The following is a 15,774-nucleotide window of genomic DNA, read 5'->3' on the forward strand; positions in this document are numbered from 1 at the left end:
CTTTCCACCTGTCAAACACTTTTGGCAAATAAATTCAAAGAATCCTTACATGAAAGTTAGACCGAGCGTAAAAATACTGCAATCACAAGGACTTGGCAGTCGTCGTGAATGTGAAAATATTTTCTGGAATTCTGAGATTTTTCGCGACGGAACTCAGATCGACCCTGAAATCGATGAAATTTCTTTGGGAGACACCCTGTTAATTGACGGAAAAAGCTTCGAAATCACCCAGCACAAGTATGTGCTGATGCACAAACCTGCTGGCTATGAGACTTCTCACCTGCCTAGCCACAACCCCTCGGTATTTGATTTATTGCCAAAGCACTATATAAAGCGCGGCCTGCAGGCCGCTGGCCGACTGGATGTGGACACCACTGGACTTTTGCTGTTTTCAGATGACGGTCAGTTTATTCATCGACTGATAAGTGGGAAGGTGGGCACCAAACAGGAGGTGGAGAAAATCTATGAGGTGACCGGCGCGCGCCCATTCACAGAGTTGCAGTTGCAACGCTTGCTGGAAGGTGTGGACCTGGATGATGAACCTGAGATCATTTATGCCAGCAAAGCCAACTTACTGGGCGACGGGAGGCTGGAATTGGGCATTACTACTGGGAAGTATCATCAGGTTAAACGAATGGTGGCTGCTGTTGGCAATCATGTTGAGGCACTGCACCGACGAGTGGTCGGCCCTTACGAATTGCCGACAGACTTGGCCGTTGGCTCCTATATAGAAGTAGACCCAAGCCCGGTGTTAAACAGGAACACATCGAAAACAGTCTGAATTAAAAGGCTTTATTACCCTTCAACCCCTCAAAAATGCCCTGAATTCACACGCGAAGATGTGTTGTGCCAACAAACACTTCGAGTACAATACGGGGCTTAAATTTTAAATCCTCATCAAACTCATGAAAACAGCACAAGAAGTTCGCCTAGGCAACGTGGTTATGGTTGGCAAAGACCCCATGGTGGTTTTGAAAACCGAATACAACAAATCAGGCCGCAACGCCGCCGTTGTAAAAATGAAAATGAAAAACCTGCTGACCGGTGCAGGTATGGAAAGCGTTTACAAAGCGGACGAGAAGTTCGAACTGTTGGTGCTGGAACGCAAGGAAGTGACTTACTCCTACTTTGCGGACCCTATGTATGTGTTTATGGATGCGGATTACAACCAGTACGAGGTAGAAGCCGAAAACATGGGCGACGCTTTGAACTATCTGGACGACGGCATGGAATGCGAAGTGGTGTTCTACGACGGCAAGGCACTTTCTGTGGAATTACCAACCAGCTTGGTGCGTGAAGTTGAGTACACAGAACCAGCCGTACGTGGAGACACATCGGGCAAGATCATGAAAGCAGCCCGCATTAAGCCCACCAGCTTTGAAATTCAGGTGCCCGCGTTCGTTGAAATTGGCGACAAGATTGAGATTGACACTCGCACTGCGGAATACCGCGCACGCGTGAAGTGATTACTCCATTTGAGATGGAAAACATGGGGCCCCACTTGGGGCCCTTTGTATTTTCCGGTTTGAGGCTCTATGCACATTGGCATTGTTTGCAAGGTAATCGATAATTTCGGTGATGCTGGCTTTTCCCTTCGCTTGGCGAAAGCACTGGCTGCGAAGGGCCATTGCGTGGATTTGTTTCACGATGAGCCAGCCACTTTTCAGGCGCTATATCCGCACTCGGTCAACGATAACCTCAGGCTAATCGATGCGGTCAAGACGAACATCGAAACCGAGTATCGACAAACGCCAGATCTGATTCTGGAGCCATTCGGAACTTCAAGTGGGCAAACTGCATTCCGCTTTGATCTAGCGCTGAAAAGCCGTTTTCCCCGCACCCCTTGGTTGCTGATTGACTATCTTTCATCTGAAAAATGGATTGAAAGCTTTCACCTGAACACATCAACAGACCCAATCACTGGGCACGTTACCACCTTTTTTTATCCCGGCTTTACCGACAAAACCGGGGGATTGATTCATTGCGACTACCCTGCTCGCCTGGCTGGAAAACAGCAAGCAACAAACAATACGGGTCTGAATGTTTTCGTTTTCGCCTATCCAAACGCACCTATTCGAAAGCTGATTGATCTCTGTAATTCAATTAACACCCCGGAATACGCAATAAAAATTGGACTGGCAGGGAATGTTTTAGCACCCGGACCGGAGGATTGCGCCCGCCTGATTCCCTTCGTCGCACAAAGTGAATTTGATGAGTTGTTGGCGCAATATGATGTGTTGTTTGTGAGGGGAGAAGACTCATTTGTGAGAGCTCAACTGGCGGGAAAACCATTCATTTGGCAAATTTACCCGACCGAAGACGATGCACACACCGCGAAACTTGCCTGCTTTTACGATCTGTATGCAAGCGGGCTTGGTGCAGATTGTAGATTGGCGCTTTGGAACTGCTGGCTGGCCTGGAACTGTATTGATACAACGGTAGATTTTGGCAAAGCCTGGATTAATCTTTTGCCGCATTTGCCAGAACTACAAACCCATGCGATCAAGTGGCAAGCACAACTTCTTGACGGTAGGGAACTTGTAAAGGAAGTTCTTACATGGCGTGGTTTACAGACTCCTACTTTGAACGAAAAGCCTGATTTATAAGGCTTTTTTCATCAAAAGGAAACTCAATGGAAAGACAGAAACTGAATTCAGGTTTAACGCTTGGATTCAGCAATGTTGTCATTTCTTCTCTCTCTGGGTTTGGGTTTTGGTTCAATTGACCAGACGCAATTGCCCGCACACCAAGTTGAACAGATTGCCAGGGAAGTAATGACGGAACTGGAGGTGGAAATGCGAACCAAACCCTCCCTGATCGTGACGGAACGTCCCGAACCCACACCACTGGGCGCCTTGGCTTATGCCAACGGAAAATGCGTAGTCATTGTGAATACAAATGAGACAGCATGGGCGCAGTGGGGGCGATTCTTGAACGAATCCAATCGCGCCCACTGGCAGCAAATTATCGCTGCATCAGTGGCCCACGAGATGGGACACTGCTTTCGGGAAAGCCGCTCTTTCGTGGACAACTACGAGGTGGATGAAGACGAGTTCAGAGGGATTCAAAACACAGGGGGTTTTGGCCCGAAACCAGAGATGGTTTACAAACAAGAGCTGTTCGCTGACACCGTAGCCATTCTGTATGCCAAAGAGAATGCAGGAAACAACGCTGATTACGTGATTGAATCAATGATTCAGGCTCGAGAAAAATTCAGCGCCAATGACCCAACACACAACACGGCAAAGATGCTCAACCGACTGATTGCCGCAAAAATGACACGTCAAGGCGATGAGACTTTGGGTTTGGCGGCAACACGTTTGCTTTCTGCGCTATAAAAGCTGAAGGACTTTTATTTGGCTCGCGGAAAAGCATTGTCGTACACGGTGGAAAGGTGGTCAAAATCCAGAGCTGTGTAGACCTGCGTAGACGCGATCGAAGCATGCCCCAACAATTCCTGAACGGCCCTCAGATTTTGAGTGCCTTGCAACAAATGACTTCCAAATGAGTGACGCAACATGTGGGGGTGTAAATGTTGTCCCAAACCGCAATTTACAGCATGGTTTGCGATATCTCGCTGTGCTTGCCTGACAGTCAACGCTTGCCCTTTGGCAGACACGAACAGGGAGGTCTCTTGCCCTCTTCCATGTTTGAGCAAGTGACTTTGGCGGGGCTCAACAAACTCCCTGAGACGAGCCTGCAATGTGTCGACCACAGGCACAATTCGGGCCTTGTTCCCCTTACCGATAACCCTCAATTCTGTAGATCCATTCAAGGCTTCGGCTCGAAGCATCAAGGCCTCGCTGATTCGCAGCCCTGTGCAATACAGCAATTCAATCAGTACATGGGCCTGCGCGAAACGGAATTCCTGCGGAAGCGGCAGAGCAAGCAATGCAGCCAAGGCGTCAACTCCCACTGCCTTGGGCAGGGACCTGGGTAGTTTGGGAGTTTTCAGCCCCAACGTGGGATCAATTTCAATAACACTGTTATTCAGTAAATATTTGAAAAACCCCCGCCAGCTTGAGGCCACACGTGCCAGGCTGGCAGGTGCAGCACCGTTTGCATGGCGCTGAGCAAGAATTGATTTAAGTGCTGTGGGGGTGACTTGCTGTGGTGGATTGATGATCAACAACAAGTCACGCTGAGCGGCCTTTACGGAGTTGTCGCTGTAACGCCGCTCCAGCCGCAGAAAGTCCAGATACCTTTGAATCAGGATTGCGTGTTCTGGAGTCTGCTCAGCGCGGCGCATGCGGTTTCAGCCAGAGTATTCAAAAAATCAGTTTCCAGGGTTGGCGAGAAGCGGTCTTTGTCAGGAGAACCAAATCCCAGACAACCGAAGGTTACCGGACTGGCGCCGACACGCAAAGGGATCAATACCACTGAACGTGGAACCACATCTTCGCCTTCAAAAACCGAGAGTGTCGGTGCATTCTCGGCAAATCCGCAGTAAAGATTCTTCATACTATCGATGAGCGTTTTGTCAGAATCGTGGACTTCAGAATTGTCCTCGCCCCACAGTTGCAAACGAACTATGGGAACCACAAATTTTTTCTTGATTGCCTCGACCAAGACAGTGGGCAAGTCACTTGCGTTTTTGACTGTGAGCAAAGCGCGGGTAATCGATTGAAGGTTGTCAATAATCGCTTGATTCTCGACAGCTGCGTGCGTCATTTCGACCACCCGGTGCTCAAGAGACTTAACCTTTTCGCGCATGGTTTGAACTTGACGCTCGTGCAGCGATGCCACATTCCCTGTGCTTTGCTCTGGCAGTTTGATAAAAGCGAGAATTCCTGGATTCTTGATCAAAAAATCAGGGTGTGCTTTCAGAAAATCGGCAACCTGGACGGCCTCGTCAGTCATAAGTAAAACTCTCCTTCGAAAACTGTTTGTGCTGGACCTGTCATGAAGACATCACTGTCCTGCTGCCCACTCCACTCAATGGTGAGGGTTCCACCGGCTTTGACAACGTCTACGCGCTCGGCGATTAGTCCCATTTTCATACCTACGACGGCAGCTGCACATGCCCCAGTTCCACAAGCGAGGGTTTCGCCTACCCCACGCTCATACACGCGGAGATGAACCCGACTGCGGTCTACGATATGAAGAAAGCCCACGTTAACCCTTTCAGGAAAACGGGGGTGTGATTCGAGTGTGGCGCCCAAGCGCTGAACCAAATCATCGGAGGCTGGTTGATCCAAGAGAATAACGACGTGGGGGTTACCCATAGAAGCGACGCCAACCCACAACTCTTCCAGATCAGAACCCGAGTCAACTGGGAGTTTGTATTGTGTCAGGCCACCTACCTTGCGACTGGAAAGGCCCTCCGCAATGAACGGTACCTTGCCGGGATTAAGCTGCGCAGGTCCCATATTCACTTTGACCCAATTGTGTTTGATCAACTCGGGCTGAATGATGCCAGCAAGAGTTTCAACGGTAATCTGATTTTTCTGGGTCAACCCTTTGTCGAATACATATTGTGCAAAACAGCGTGCGCCATTGCCACACTGCTGAACTTCTTGACCATCTGCATTGAAAATTCGGTACTTGAAATCGGCAAGGTCGGAAGACTCGACGATAAGAACCTGGTCAGCGCCGACGCCAAAATGGCGGTCGGCAAGCCGCTTGATCAGCCCGGGGCTGAGGTCTAGTTGACCCGCGCAGTTGTCCAGTACAACGAAATCGTTGCCTGCACCGTGCATTTTGGTGAACTTGAGTGTATTCAAAGTTGCCATCGTCGCTTTGTCAAAGACCGTGGTGTATTGATTTGAAGTATCAGTATATTCTGGACTCGCCGGCCGGGCGGGTTTTGAACCGCTTGTGCAACCACAAGTATTGCGGAATGTTGTCTTTCACCCAAGACTCGATGTGATGATTCATCAGCTGCGTTGATTCAGCGTCGTCGTCCAATGGAAAGTTGGGCAACGGTGCATGAATATGAATGCTGTATCGACCCTTGCTGTATTTGGTGGTAACCGGTACGACTTGCGCCTGAAGCAGCCGGGACAATCGGGCCACCGCGGTGACCGTGGCAGCTTTGACTCCAAAAAAGTCAACAAATACAGAGTCGCGCTCACCGAAATCCATGTCGGGCAAATAGTACAAAGGACGCCCCTTTTTCATCGCGGCCAGCAATGGACGCACGCCCTGTTGGCGAGACAACAGTAGTTGATCGCCAAACTTTGAGCGTCCTTGCAATATCAACGAATTCAACACGGGATTCTTTTGGTTTGAATACATGGTGACCATGTCGATTTCAAGACACAGACGACTCCACGCGGCATCGAGCCCTAGAAAATGTGGGGCCAGAAAGATAGTTGGAGACGCCGAGTCAAGAATAGCCAAGCCTTCCGGGTTCTCAATTCGCACCCGATCACGCACCACCTTTTGATTGCCTGACCACAGCCAAGCCCTGTCCAGAAAAGTACGCAGGTAAAAGTAGATGTGAGCCATGGCCCAACGGATGCGCTGGAAAATGGACGAATCAGGAAAACACAAGGAAAGGTTGGTGAGTGCGACCATTCGACGCTCACGCGCCAAGGCGAACAACAACATGGCCAATAACATCGAGATTGATGAGGAAATAAGTCGATAAGCAAAAAATGGTAGCCGCGCAAGTGCAAACCACATTGAGATCAGAAATTGAGTCACGATTGCCCTTGCTGGCCATGTTGACCTTTTGGAGATTTGTAACGTTCATAGCCCCAATAATACTGCTCAGGGTGCATCAGAATGAGCTTTTCCATGGCCGCATTCACTTGAGTGGCCGCCTCAACGGGGTCCGCACTGAGCGATTCGGGGCCTTGATACAACTCAAGCTTAAAACCTTCTCCACCCGGCTTTCTGTAACCGATTGCCAAAACAATCGATGCGCCGGTCGCGTGGTGGAGTCGGCCCGGCAAGGTCATGGTGTATGCAGGTTGACCAAACATGGGCGCCCAAACACCCTCTCCCTGCGCTGGAACTTGATCAGGCAACATTCCAACAGCTTCTCCTCGCTTTAGCGCCTTGAGCAAGATTTTCACACCACCCAACGTAGTGGGCGCAAGGGCAACATTATCGCGCGCCCGACTGTCTTCAATAATGTTTTGAAGTTCCGCCTTGCGATTGGGTCGATACAACACAGTGATGGGTGCACGAGTTGAGAATACTTGGGCGGTTGATTCAAAACTCCCCATGTGCGGTGTGAGGAAAATAATGCCTTTCCCCTTGGTTTGAGCCCTTTCCACAACATCCCAGCCGGTAATGTCGGTGCATCGCGCCGCGCCCTGCTGCGTAGACAAGCCCCAAAGAAAAGGAAGCTCCAGCAGCGCCATTCCGGCATGCTGGACTGAACCCTTCACAGCAGCGAGACGTGCCGATTCGTTATCCGGAAAGGCAATTTTGGAGTGGATTTCAATTTTGCGACGATAGCTGGCCGACAAACCATAGACAGACCATCCCAAACACGCACCCAGCGCATGGAGAACCGACAAAGGGAAAACCGACAGTGCTTTGAACAAATTTTTGATCATGGGGCAGATTGTAACCAGTACGTGCTTTGCCTTCGTCCCCAAATGTTGTATATTTCTCAAGTTCGCTGAGTTAAATGACAACTTGCGGGGCGAACTAAAACAAATCTGCTAAAGCGTCGCCGGGCTTCAATTGAACATGGCGGCAGTAATAACCCCTTGTTTTATTGGAGCTTTTCAATGTCTAACGAATTTTTCTTTACCTCGGAGTCCGTGTCGGAGGGCCATCCGGACAAGGTTGCCGACCAAATTTCTGACGCGGTTCTAGACGCGATTCTCGAACAAGACCCCACAGCACGTGTAGCTGCCGAAACACTGACCAACACTGGTCTGGTGGTGATGGCCGGTGAAATCACGACCACTGCCCAAGTAAACTACATCGACGTCGCGCGCGAGACACTGAAGAACATTGGCTACGACAACGGCGATTTCGGTATCGATTACAAAAGCTGTGCGGTGATGGTGTGCTACGACCGCCAAAGCCCGGACATTGCGCAAGGTGTGGACAAGGCGCACGACAACGATTTGGATCAAGGTGCCGGCGACCAGGGTTTGATGTTTGGTTACGCGGTGAATGAAACCCGCGAATTGATGCCACTGGCCATTAGCCTTTCACACCAGCTGGTTCAACGTCAGAGCCTGCTTCGCAAGGACGGGCGCTTGTATTGGCTACGCCCTGATGCGAAATCCCAGGTCACGATCAAATATGTGGATGGAAAGCCTTTCTGTATCGATACCGTGGTGCTTTCAACCCAGCATTCGCCAGACATCGAGTTGGCGACATTGCGCGAGGCGGTGATTGAAGAGGTGATCAAGCCTGTGTTACCTAAAGAACTGGTGAAAGGAAACATCAACTTTTTGGTGAACCCAACCGGGCGCTTTGTGATTGGCGGTCCTCAGGGTGACTGTGGCTTGACAGGTCGAAAAATTATTGTTGACACCTATGGCGGCGCGGCTCCACACGGTGGTGGTGCATTTTCGGGCAAGGATCCATCCAAGGTGGACCGTTCCGCGGCCTATGCAGGCCGTTACGTGGCAAAGAACATTGTTGCGGCGGGCCTCGCCGAGAAGTGTTTGGTCCAGGTCAGCTACGCAATCGGTGTGGCACGTCCTACTTCGATTATGGTGAACACTTTCGGCACCGGAAAAATTGAAGACAGTGCGATTACCGAACTGGTAAGCGCCCACTTCGACCTGCGCCCCAAAGGCATTGTACAAATGCTGGATTTGTTGCGTCCAATTTATGCAAAAACCGCAGCTTACGGACACTTTGGCCGCGAAGAACCAGAATTCAGCTGGGAACGCACAGACAAGGCGGAGGCTTTGAAGGCCGCTGCTGGCGTTTGACGGGAAACGCAGGCTGATCAGGAAGATGCGAGCATGAATACCGCTTGGTCTTCCTGAGCCAACCCTGTTACAATTTATGCCGTTCGAGGAGCGTTGCGACACACCCATGCTTTTTTGGGGTGCTAGGCTCGAACAAGAAATAAACAACGGCGCTCACGCTTCTTTCTTTATGAACTTTAAAAAGGAGGGCGTGATGAACGCCATTGCAAAACCAATCACCGCTACCGGCGAGAACGATTTTTTCGTAGCCGATATCAACCTGGCCGACTTTGGCCGCAAAGAAATCGCAATTGCAGAAACCGAAATGCCTGGCTTAATGGCCATTCGCAAGGAATTTGCTGCATCCCAGCCTTTGAAAGGCGCCCGCATCACCGGTTCACTGCACATGACCATTCAAACGGCCGTGCTGATTGAAACCCTGGCAGCACTGGGCGCCGAAGTGCGCTGGGCCTCTTGCAACATTTACTCAACGCAAGACCACGCAGCCGCAGCCATTGCGGCAGCGGGCATCCCGGTGTTTGCATTCAAAGGCGAATCGCTGACCGATTACTGGAATTTCACCCACCGCATTTTCGAATGGGCCGATGGCGGTTATTCCAACATGATTCTAGACGATGGTGGCGACGCAACCATGCTGCTGCACTTGGGCACCAAAGCCGAAAAAGACCTCAGCGTGTTGAACAACCCAGGCAGCGAAGAAGAAATTTGCCTGTTTGAATCAATCAAAAAAACACTGAAGACAGACCCCACTTGGTATTCAAAGCGCCTCAAAGAGATCAAGGGCGTAACAGAAGAAACCACGACTGGTGTGCACCGTTTGTACGAAATGCACAAGAAGGGCGAACTGGCCTTCCCTGCCATTAACGTGAACGATTCAGTGACCAAGTCCAAGTTCGACAACCTGTATGGTTGCCGCGAATCACTGGTTGACGGCATCAAGCGAGCAACCGATGTAATGATTGCAGGCAAAGTGGCTGTTGTGGCTGGCTACGGTGACGTGGGCAAGGGTTCTGCACAAGCATTGCGCGCCCTGTCAGCCCAAGTTTGGGTGACTGAAATTGACCCGATTTGCGCACTGCAAGCAGCAATGGAAGGCTACCGTGTGGTGACCATGGACTACGCTGCTGACAAGGCAGATATTTTCGTGACGGCCACAGGTAACAAAGACATCATTACCCATGACCACATGGTGAAAATGAAAGATCAGGCGATTGTTTGTAACATTGGTCACTTCGACAATGAAATTGACATTGCCAGCGTGAAAAAATACCAGTGGGAGAACATCAAGCCACAGGTTGACCACATCATTTTCCCCGATGGAAAGCGCATTATCATGTTGGCCGAAGGCCGCTTGGTAAACCTCGGCTGCGGTACCGGCCACCCCTCATTCGTCATGTCTTCAAGCTTTGCCAACCAAACCATTGCACAAATCGAGCTGTGGACGCAAAACGAGAAGTACCCAGTGGGTGTATATGTACTACCCAAGCACCTGGACGAAAAAGTGGCCCGCTTGCACCTGATGAAAATTGGCGCCCAGCTTACCGAACTGAGCCCAGCGCAAGCAAGCTACATTGGCGTGAAGCAGGACGGCCCTTACAAGCCCGATCACTACCGCTATTAATCCTGGAAAGAACCACCTTTGCGCGCTGACCTTGCCTTGGTTGAAAAAGGCCTGTGCCCCTCTCGGGCTCAGGCTCAAAGCTTGATCGAGCAAGGAAAAGTGTTGGTGCGTAACGGTGTGGTTCAAGCACCTGTTGCTGTAAAAAAAGCATCGCAGCAGATCGAACCATTCATGATTCTTGAATTGATTGACTGCGATGCACCCAGTTTTGTGTCGCGTGGTGGATTGAAGTTGCATCATGCACTTGAACACACCCAGATTGAGGTCAAAGCAAAGCGCTGCATCGACCTGGGACAATCCACGGGTGGTTTTACAGACTGCCTTCTGCAAAGGGGTGCATTGAGTGTGGTGGGCATTGACGTTGGACGGGATCAGTTACACCCCCGTTTGAGAGCACACCATGCTGTGATGGCCATGGAAGGCATCAACCTGTACAAGGTGAATACCACTGAGCTTGAAGAGGAAATCGCTGCGCTGAAACCGGAGTTCATGCCATTTGACATTGCTGTGGCGGATTTGAGCTTTATCTCTCTGCGAAAGGTATTGCCCAATATCGCAAAGCTGATGCCAGCCACATGTGAAGGTTTGTTTTTGGTTAAACCCCAATTTGAAGTTGGACCTGAACATATCGGGAAAAGCGGTTTGGTAAAAAATCTCGACGACCTTATCGCGCAATTGGAAGACGATGTAAAAACTTGCTGCACCCAACTCAACTTGACTGTGAAAGATTTTTTCCACTGCGAGTTGAAAGGGGGCGACGGCAATCAGGAATATTTTGTGTACGCAGCGAAAAATATCGATGTTGCGACAAACCAATAACTCTGTGAATGAAAAGACCATGATGAACATCAGCTTTGAGTTTTTCCCCGCGAAAACAGATGAAGGTGCAGAAAAACTGCGCGCCACGCGTGAAAAACTGTCTGAAAGAAAGCCAGAGTTTTTTTCAGTGACATTTGGGGCGGGTGGCACAACCCAAGACGGAACACTGTCCACCGTGCTTGAGATCAAGGCGGCTGGTGAAGAAGCAGCACCGCATTTGTCATGTGTTGGATCTTCCAAGGAAAAAGTCGCGGCACTGCTAAAGCAGTACAAAGAACACGGAATCAAGCGTATTGTTGCGCTTCGCGGTGACTTGCCCTCGGGCATGTTGGAAACGGGTTCGTTTCGATATGCGAGCGAGTTGGTTGAATTTATTCGACAGGAAACAGGCGATCACTTTTTTATTGAAGTTGCTGCCTATCCCGAAACCCACCCGCAAGCAAAAAGCCCGGCAGCCGATGTGGACGCTTTCGTACACAAAGTCAATTGCGGCGCAAACTCTGCCATTACCCAGTATTTTTTCAATCTGGATGCATTTTTGTACTTCCGGGATCAAGTGCAACACCGCATTTCGATTCCGCTGATTCCTGGCATCATGCCTGTGACCAATTTCAGTCAGCTTGCTCGTTTTTCAGATGCATGTGGTGCGGAAATTCCGCGATGGATGCGCAACCGCCTGCAACATTTCGGCGATGATCGCGAGTCGATTCGAGCATTCGGACTGGAAGTTGTCTCGAACCTGTGTGAACAACTAATCAGGGAAGGCGCACCCGGACTGCACTTCTACACCATGAACAACGCGCAGCCGACCTTGTCCATTCTGGATCAAATCGGTTATTAAGAAGCGCCTGAGCGAGTGAAAATAAACTCTCGCTCAGTGAGCAAATAATCGAGTAACTCGTCGTGTTGTTCTGAGAAGTTATCTTTGGTTTCGGTAATAGCATAAGCCACACCAACAGTGACTGGCTTGGCAGGCATTTGACTCAAGGTTCGATCATACCAACCTGCGCCATATCCGAGACGAGCTCCCGCTCGGTGGAAAGCAAGACAAGGAACAAGCAACACTTCGGGCTGAACCCAGGATTTGGATTTTGGAACTGGAATATTGTATCGGCCAAGCTCCATTTCCATGTCTGGCGCAAACTGCGCAAATTTCAAGAATGGGCCTGTTGGCGACTCACAACACACCGGCAAGGCCCACCGAAAGCCTTTGAGCGCCAAATTATTCATGATGGCGAGTACATTCGGCTCGCCGCGTGTGGGATAGAACAGACCCACAGTGCAAGGCTGGAATGTTTGGAGTAGAGTTATCAGAGATGCCGAAATTTCTTGGCTAAGCGAGTTGATTTCTTCGGGCTGAAGCCGATTTCGATAAGCCATGGCAGTTTGCCGCAATGATTTTTTCATGACAGGAACAATGACAATTTCTCACCACATTTCACGTTGGGTATCGCTACCTTTGCTTGCCTTGGGTGCTATGGCATTTCAACCCGCTTTGGCCAACAAAGAGACGGATGCAGAGTTAATCAAACAGATCAAATCTGCCTATGCAGATGGCGCATACGACAAGTTTAACCGCTTGGTTTCTGAATTGCCGCAAAAAAGCATATTCAGACCCTACGTGGACATCTGGCAGTTTCGCTTTTTTCAGAAGGGGGTGGAGAAACAATTTCCCGATCGAGAAGTGGTGTGGAACAAGTCAGAAATTCTGCCCCTGCTGAACAAACATGACAACAGCTGGCCAGCCGAAACATTGAGACGGGACTGGCTTGAGCAACTGGCACGCACGGCGCAGTGGACTGATTTTGCAGAGCAGCGACAACACTTGCGCTACCGCCCAGACCAGGGTGTTGAGTGTGCTGACTTGATGTACGCCGCAGAGCAGGGACAGTTGGTGAGATACAAACTGGATGCTGTGGTGAGTTTTGATAAACGCCTGCCTAAAACATGTCGGGTTCTTTTGAAAAACCTGTACAAACTGGGCGGTGTAAGTGCGCAAGACCTGGATCGACATGTGCTGCAAATGGTGGCATCCAACCAGCTGACCAACGCAGTCAAGTTTGTTGACGAATTCGAAGACACCGCTTGGGGAAAGACGATCAGCAGCACTGCGCTGCGCGAGGCGATTTTCAATCCTGACAAATATCTGAAATCGTCAGGTCAAAAAGCCGACACAGACCTCTACTTGACTGGCGCGCTGGCCAGAAAAGCAGTGGAAGACTATGAGCGTGTTGCGCGACAAATGACTGAAAATTATCAGGGCAAACTTTCACCCAGCTCTGAACAATGGCTTTGGGCGCATGTGGGCTACCGTGCCGGTCTGGTCTGGGACAGAAACGCACTCACTTACTTCAAGCGCAGCAAACCTGAAGTAATGAGCCAGGAACAACAAGAGTGGAAGGTGCGCTCGGCGCTGCTTCTTGAGGACTGGAATGCAGTGCTCCAGGCTTCCAACGAGATGAGTCCGAATGTGAAGGAGGACAGGGCTTGGACCTATTGGCGAGGACGCGCGCTGGCCCAGTCAGGCAAGTTGGTTGAAGCACGACAAGAATGGGTCAAAGCCAGCAGTCCATTCTCTTTCTACGGAAAACTGGCCCATGAAGAACTAGGCGACTCAGTCACGGCCCCGAAGCGCCCCGAATTGTTAAGCGCAGCCGAGTTGGACTGGGCAAAAAAACACCCGGGATTGTTGCGTGCACTCGCACTTTACGATGCGGGCCTGCGCACCGAGGGTTTCTGGGAATTCAATCTACAAGTTGCACAAATGAACGACAGGCAGTTGCTCGCTGCCGCGACTTGGGCTGAACGCAATCAACTCTACGACCGGGCAATTGCAGCAGCAGACAGAACCGAGATTGAACACGACTTGGGTTTAAGGTACCTGACGCCATTCCGCGAGAACATGCGGGCGAAAACCAGGGAAATTGGCGTGGATGAATCCTGGGTATACGGCTTGATTCGCCAGGAATCCCGCTTTGTGACCATTGCGCGTTCTGGCGTAGGAGCCAGTGGCTTAATGCAAGTCATGCCCGCTACAGCCAAGTATGTGGCGAAGAAAATCGGCATGTCCGACTTCAAGCCTGCTGACATTACCGAAATTGAGACCAACCTGACTTTGGGCACCAGCTACCTGAAAATGGTATTTGAGCAACATGACCAATCACCTGTGCTTGCTTCTGCGGGTTACAACGCGGGCCCAAGCCGCCCTGCCCTGTGGAAACGTCGCTTGGGCGACCGGAAGATTGAAGGGGCTATTTTTGCGGAATTGATCCCGTTTGACGAAACACGCGGTTACGTAAAGAACGTAATGTCCAACACCGTGGCTTATTCCTTGCTGTTGAACAATGCCTCGATCCCTTTGAAACAAAGACTGGGTATCATCTACGGATCCAAGTAATCAGGTGAATGCTGTTTCTATGAGTAAAACAAAAAACGTATTGGTGATCGGTGGTTCGGGGTTTCTGGGCCAAGCCGTTTGTAATCAACTGGCCAAAGCCGGTTACCGAATTACCGTGCCCACGCGCCGCTATGACAGGGCAAAGCATCTGCTGACCCTGCCAACATGCCAAATTATTGAAGCAAATATTCATGATCGCGCCACACTGGGTCGCCTTGTGTCGGGGCAAGACATTGTCGTGAATTTGCTTGGTGTGCTACACAGCAAACCGGGCAAACCTTACGGCCAAAACTTTCGGGTCAACCATGTTGAATTTCCCAAAGCCTTGTGCACCGCCATGTCCAAGCATGGTGCCAAACGGATTGTTCACATTAGTGCCTTGGGTGTGGGTGTGCAAAACCCGGCACCGTCCATGTACTTGCGCTCCAAAACCGACGGCGAAGCTGTAGTCAAAGACAGCGGACTGGCCTGGACAATTCTTCGCCCCTCGGTGGTGTTTGGTCGTGAGGACAAGTTTCTGAATACATTCGCCTCACTGGCAAAGATCGCGCCCTTCATTCCATTGGCCGGTGCTGATGCACGCTTCCAGCCAGTTTCGGTCAGTGATGTGGCCAAAGCCGTGTTTGCATGTGTGGAAGATCAAGGCAAAGACACCCTGCACAACACCTATGATTTGGTGGGTACCGAGATTTTCACCTTGAAAGAGTTAGTTAAGCTTTCAGCCCGCGCTGTTGGAAAAAACCCGCTGGTATTTGGTATTCCTGACGTTGCTGCGAAGGCTCAAGCGTTTTTGATGGAACTGGCACCTGGTGAGCCACTGATGAGTCGAGACAACGTCGACTCCATGAAAATCGACAATATTCGAACCTCGGGCAGAACTTTCCCTCTGCCAAGCTACGAATGCTTGTCGGTAGTTGCCCATGAATACCTCAGAGCCAAGCACTTGCCCTCTGATCTGGATGAATTTAGGACTCGGGCTCACCGGCAAGACTAGCCCTTAAGCCTTGATTCGTCGTACAATTTCGCTTTGCACAACGCAGCCGCACGTCGACCGATTGGCTGCGTTTGTTTTTAGAATCCGC

General features: G+C 50.5%; 16 protein-coding genes and 1 riboswitch. Of the genes, 10 read left to right on the forward strand and 6 right to left on the reverse strand.

Features of this window, described 5'->3' with window-relative positions; all coding sequences use genetic code 11:
- The 4 genes from B4C79_RS06090 to B4C79_RS06105 form a co-directional block, all read left to right on the forward strand.
- The coding region (locus B4C79_RS06090) for a 16S rRNA pseudouridine(516) synthase (protein ID WP_291751223.1) at positions 1-781 on the forward strand (781 nt) is incomplete at its 5' end.
- 124 nt (positions 782-905) lie between these two features.
- Entirely contained in the window at positions 906-1,466 is a 561-nt protein-coding gene (gene efp, locus B4C79_RS06095; protein WP_105026985.1) for an elongation factor P, read from the forward strand.
- A gap of 69 nt (positions 1,467-1,535) precedes the next feature.
- Positions 1,536-2,606, forward strand: coding sequence for an elongation factor P maturation arginine rhamnosyltransferase EarP (earP, locus tag B4C79_RS06100; RefSeq protein WP_291739850.1), 1,071 nt, complete (start codon positions 1,536-1,538; stop codon positions 2,604-2,606).
- Positions 2,607-2,678: 72 nt separating this feature from the next.
- A complete protein-coding gene (locus B4C79_RS06105) occupies positions 2,679-3,338 on the forward strand; it encodes a hypothetical protein (RefSeq protein ID WP_291739849.1) in 660 nt (219 codons plus the stop codon).
- Between the two features lie 14 nt (positions 3,339-3,352).
- Here the strand turns inward: B4C79_RS06105 and B4C79_RS06110 are convergent, their stop codons facing one another.
- Genes B4C79_RS06110 through B4C79_RS06130 form a run of 5 tightly spaced genes read right to left on the reverse strand, consistent with a single transcriptional unit; the run spans position 3,353 to position 7,511 of the window.
- Complete coding sequence (locus tag B4C79_RS06110) at positions 3,353-4,249, reverse strand: tyrosine-type recombinase/integrase (RefSeq protein ID WP_291739847.1); 897 nt, start codon at positions 4,247-4,249, stop codon at positions 3,353-3,355.
- The gene (locus tag B4C79_RS06115) at positions 4,210-4,860 is read right to left on the reverse strand and encodes a DUF484 family protein (RefSeq protein WP_291739846.1); all 651 of its coding nucleotides are present in this window, start codon (positions 4,858-4,860) and stop codon (positions 4,210-4,212) included. The genes B4C79_RS06110 and B4C79_RS06115 overlap by 40 nt, the downstream gene beginning before the upstream one ends.
- On the reverse strand, positions 4,857-5,732 hold the full coding sequence (dapF, locus tag B4C79_RS06120; RefSeq protein ID WP_291739844.1) for a diaminopimelate epimerase: 876 nt from the start codon (positions 5,730-5,732) through the stop codon (positions 4,857-4,859). The genes B4C79_RS06115 and dapF overlap by 4 nt, the downstream gene beginning before the upstream one ends.
- 40 nt (positions 5,733-5,772) lie before the next feature.
- Complete coding sequence (locus B4C79_RS06125) at positions 5,773-6,627, reverse strand: lysophospholipid acyltransferase family protein (RefSeq protein WP_205882425.1); 855 nt, start codon at positions 6,625-6,627, stop codon at positions 5,773-5,775.
- A gap of 17 nt (positions 6,628-6,644) precedes the next feature.
- Complete coding sequence (locus tag B4C79_RS06130; protein WP_171100159.1) at positions 6,645-7,511, reverse strand: lysophospholipid acyltransferase family protein; 867 nt, start codon at positions 7,509-7,511, stop codon at positions 6,645-6,647.
- 177 nt (positions 7,512-7,688) lie between these two features.
- Between B4C79_RS06130 and metK the strand changes: the two genes are divergently transcribed.
- From metK to metF, 4 genes are all read left to right on the forward strand, one after another.
- On the forward strand, positions 7,689-8,855 hold the full coding sequence (gene metK / locus B4C79_RS06135; RefSeq protein ID WP_291739842.1) for a methionine adenosyltransferase: 1,167 nt from the start codon (positions 7,689-7,691) through the stop codon (positions 8,853-8,855).
- Between the two features lie 79 nt (positions 8,856-8,934).
- A riboswitch (S-adenosyl-L-homocysteine riboswitch) is annotated at positions 8,935-9,017 on the forward strand.
- Between the two features lie 31 nt (positions 9,018-9,048).
- On the forward strand, positions 9,049-10,476 hold the full coding sequence (ahcY, locus tag B4C79_RS06140) for an adenosylhomocysteinase (protein ID WP_291739840.1): 1,428 nt from the start codon (positions 9,049-9,051) through the stop codon (positions 10,474-10,476).
- An 18-nt stretch (positions 10,477-10,494) separates the two neighbouring features.
- Positions 10,495-11,295 carry a TlyA family RNA methyltransferase gene (locus B4C79_RS06145; protein ID WP_291739838.1) on the forward strand — a complete coding sequence of 267 codons (801 nt, stop codon included), beginning with the start codon at positions 10,495-10,497 and terminating at the stop codon, positions 11,293-11,295.
- 19 nt (positions 11,296-11,314) lie between these two features.
- The gene (gene metF / locus B4C79_RS06150) at positions 11,315-12,136 is read left to right on the forward strand and encodes a methylenetetrahydrofolate reductase [NAD(P)H] (protein ID WP_168426784.1); all 822 of its coding nucleotides are present in this window, start codon (positions 11,315-11,317) and stop codon (positions 12,134-12,136) included.
- Here the strand turns inward: metF and B4C79_RS06155 are convergent.
- On the reverse strand, positions 12,133-12,702 hold the full coding sequence (locus B4C79_RS06155; protein ID WP_171100166.1) for a 5-formyltetrahydrofolate cyclo-ligase: 570 nt from the start codon (positions 12,700-12,702) through the stop codon (positions 12,133-12,135). The genes metF and B4C79_RS06155 overlap by 4 nt on opposite strands.
- On the opposite strand from B4C79_RS06155, the gene B4C79_RS06160 reads away from it, so the two are divergent.
- Together B4C79_RS06160 and B4C79_RS06165 are read left to right on the forward strand one after the other, a co-directional pair.
- Entirely contained in the window at positions 12,701-14,692 is a 1,992-nt protein-coding gene (locus tag B4C79_RS06160) for a lytic transglycosylase domain-containing protein (RefSeq protein WP_168426785.1), read from the forward strand. The two genes, B4C79_RS06155 and B4C79_RS06160, sit on opposite strands and share 2 nt — an antisense overlap.
- Before the next feature lie 19 nt (positions 14,693-14,711).
- Entirely contained in the window at positions 14,712-15,686 is a 975-nt protein-coding gene (locus B4C79_RS06165) for a complex I NDUFA9 subunit family protein (protein WP_105026998.1), read from the forward strand.
- Positions 15,687-15,774 lie beyond the last annotated feature (88 nt).

The organism is Limnobacter sp. UBA7229 (assembly GCF_002473065.1).
Lineage (GTDB): Bacteria > Pseudomonadota > Gammaproteobacteria > Burkholderiales > Burkholderiaceae_B > Limnobacter > Limnobacter profundi.

What these genes read in the sequence shown, in the direction of transcription:
- efp (WP_105026985.1), top strand. Translation starts at nt 906, where the DNA reads ATGAAAACAGCACAAGAAGTTCGCCTAGGCAACGTGGTTATGGTTGGC.
- earP (WP_291739850.1), top strand. Translation starts at nt 1,536, where the DNA reads ATGCACATTGGCATTGTTTGCAAGGTAATCGATAATTTCGGTGATGCT.
- B4C79_RS06105 (WP_291739849.1), top strand. Translation starts at nt 2,679, where the DNA reads ATGTTGTCATTTCTTCTCTCTCTGGGTTTGGGTTTTGGTTCAATTGAC.
- B4C79_RS06110 (WP_291739847.1), bottom strand. Translation starts at nt 4,249, where the DNA reads ATGCGCCGCGCTGAGCAGACTCCAGAACACGCAATCCTGATTCAAAGG.
- B4C79_RS06115 (WP_291739846.1), bottom strand. Translation starts at nt 4,860, where the DNA reads ATGACTGACGAGGCCGTCCAGGTTGCCGATTTTCTGAAAGCACACCCT.
- dapF (WP_291739844.1), bottom strand. Translation starts at nt 5,732, where the DNA reads ATGGCAACTTTGAATACACTCAAGTTCACCAAAATGCACGGTGCAGGC.
- B4C79_RS06125 (WP_205882425.1), bottom strand. Translation starts at nt 6,627, where the DNA reads ATGTGGTTTGCACTTGCGCGGCTACCATTTTTTGCTTATCGACTTATT.
- B4C79_RS06130 (WP_171100159.1), bottom strand. Translation starts at nt 7,511, where the DNA reads ATGATCAAAAATTTGTTCAAAGCACTGTCGGTTTTCCCTTTGTCGGTT.
- metK (WP_291739842.1), top strand. Translation starts at nt 7,689, where the DNA reads ATGTCTAACGAATTTTTCTTTACCTCGGAGTCCGTGTCGGAGGGCCAT.
- ahcY (WP_291739840.1), top strand. Translation starts at nt 9,049, where the DNA reads ATGAACGCCATTGCAAAACCAATCACCGCTACCGGCGAGAACGATTTT.
- metF (WP_168426784.1), top strand. Translation starts at nt 11,315, where the DNA reads ATGATGAACATCAGCTTTGAGTTTTTCCCCGCGAAAACAGATGAAGGT.
- B4C79_RS06160 (WP_168426785.1), top strand. Translation starts at nt 12,701, where the DNA reads ATGACAGGAACAATGACAATTTCTCACCACATTTCACGTTGGGTATCG.
- B4C79_RS06155 (WP_171100166.1), bottom strand. Translation starts at nt 12,702, where the DNA reads ATGAAAAAATCATTGCGGCAAACTGCCATGGCTTATCGAAATCGGCTT.
- B4C79_RS06165 (WP_105026998.1), top strand. Translation starts at nt 14,712, where the DNA reads ATGAGTAAAACAAAAAACGTATTGGTGATCGGTGGTTCGGGGTTTCTG.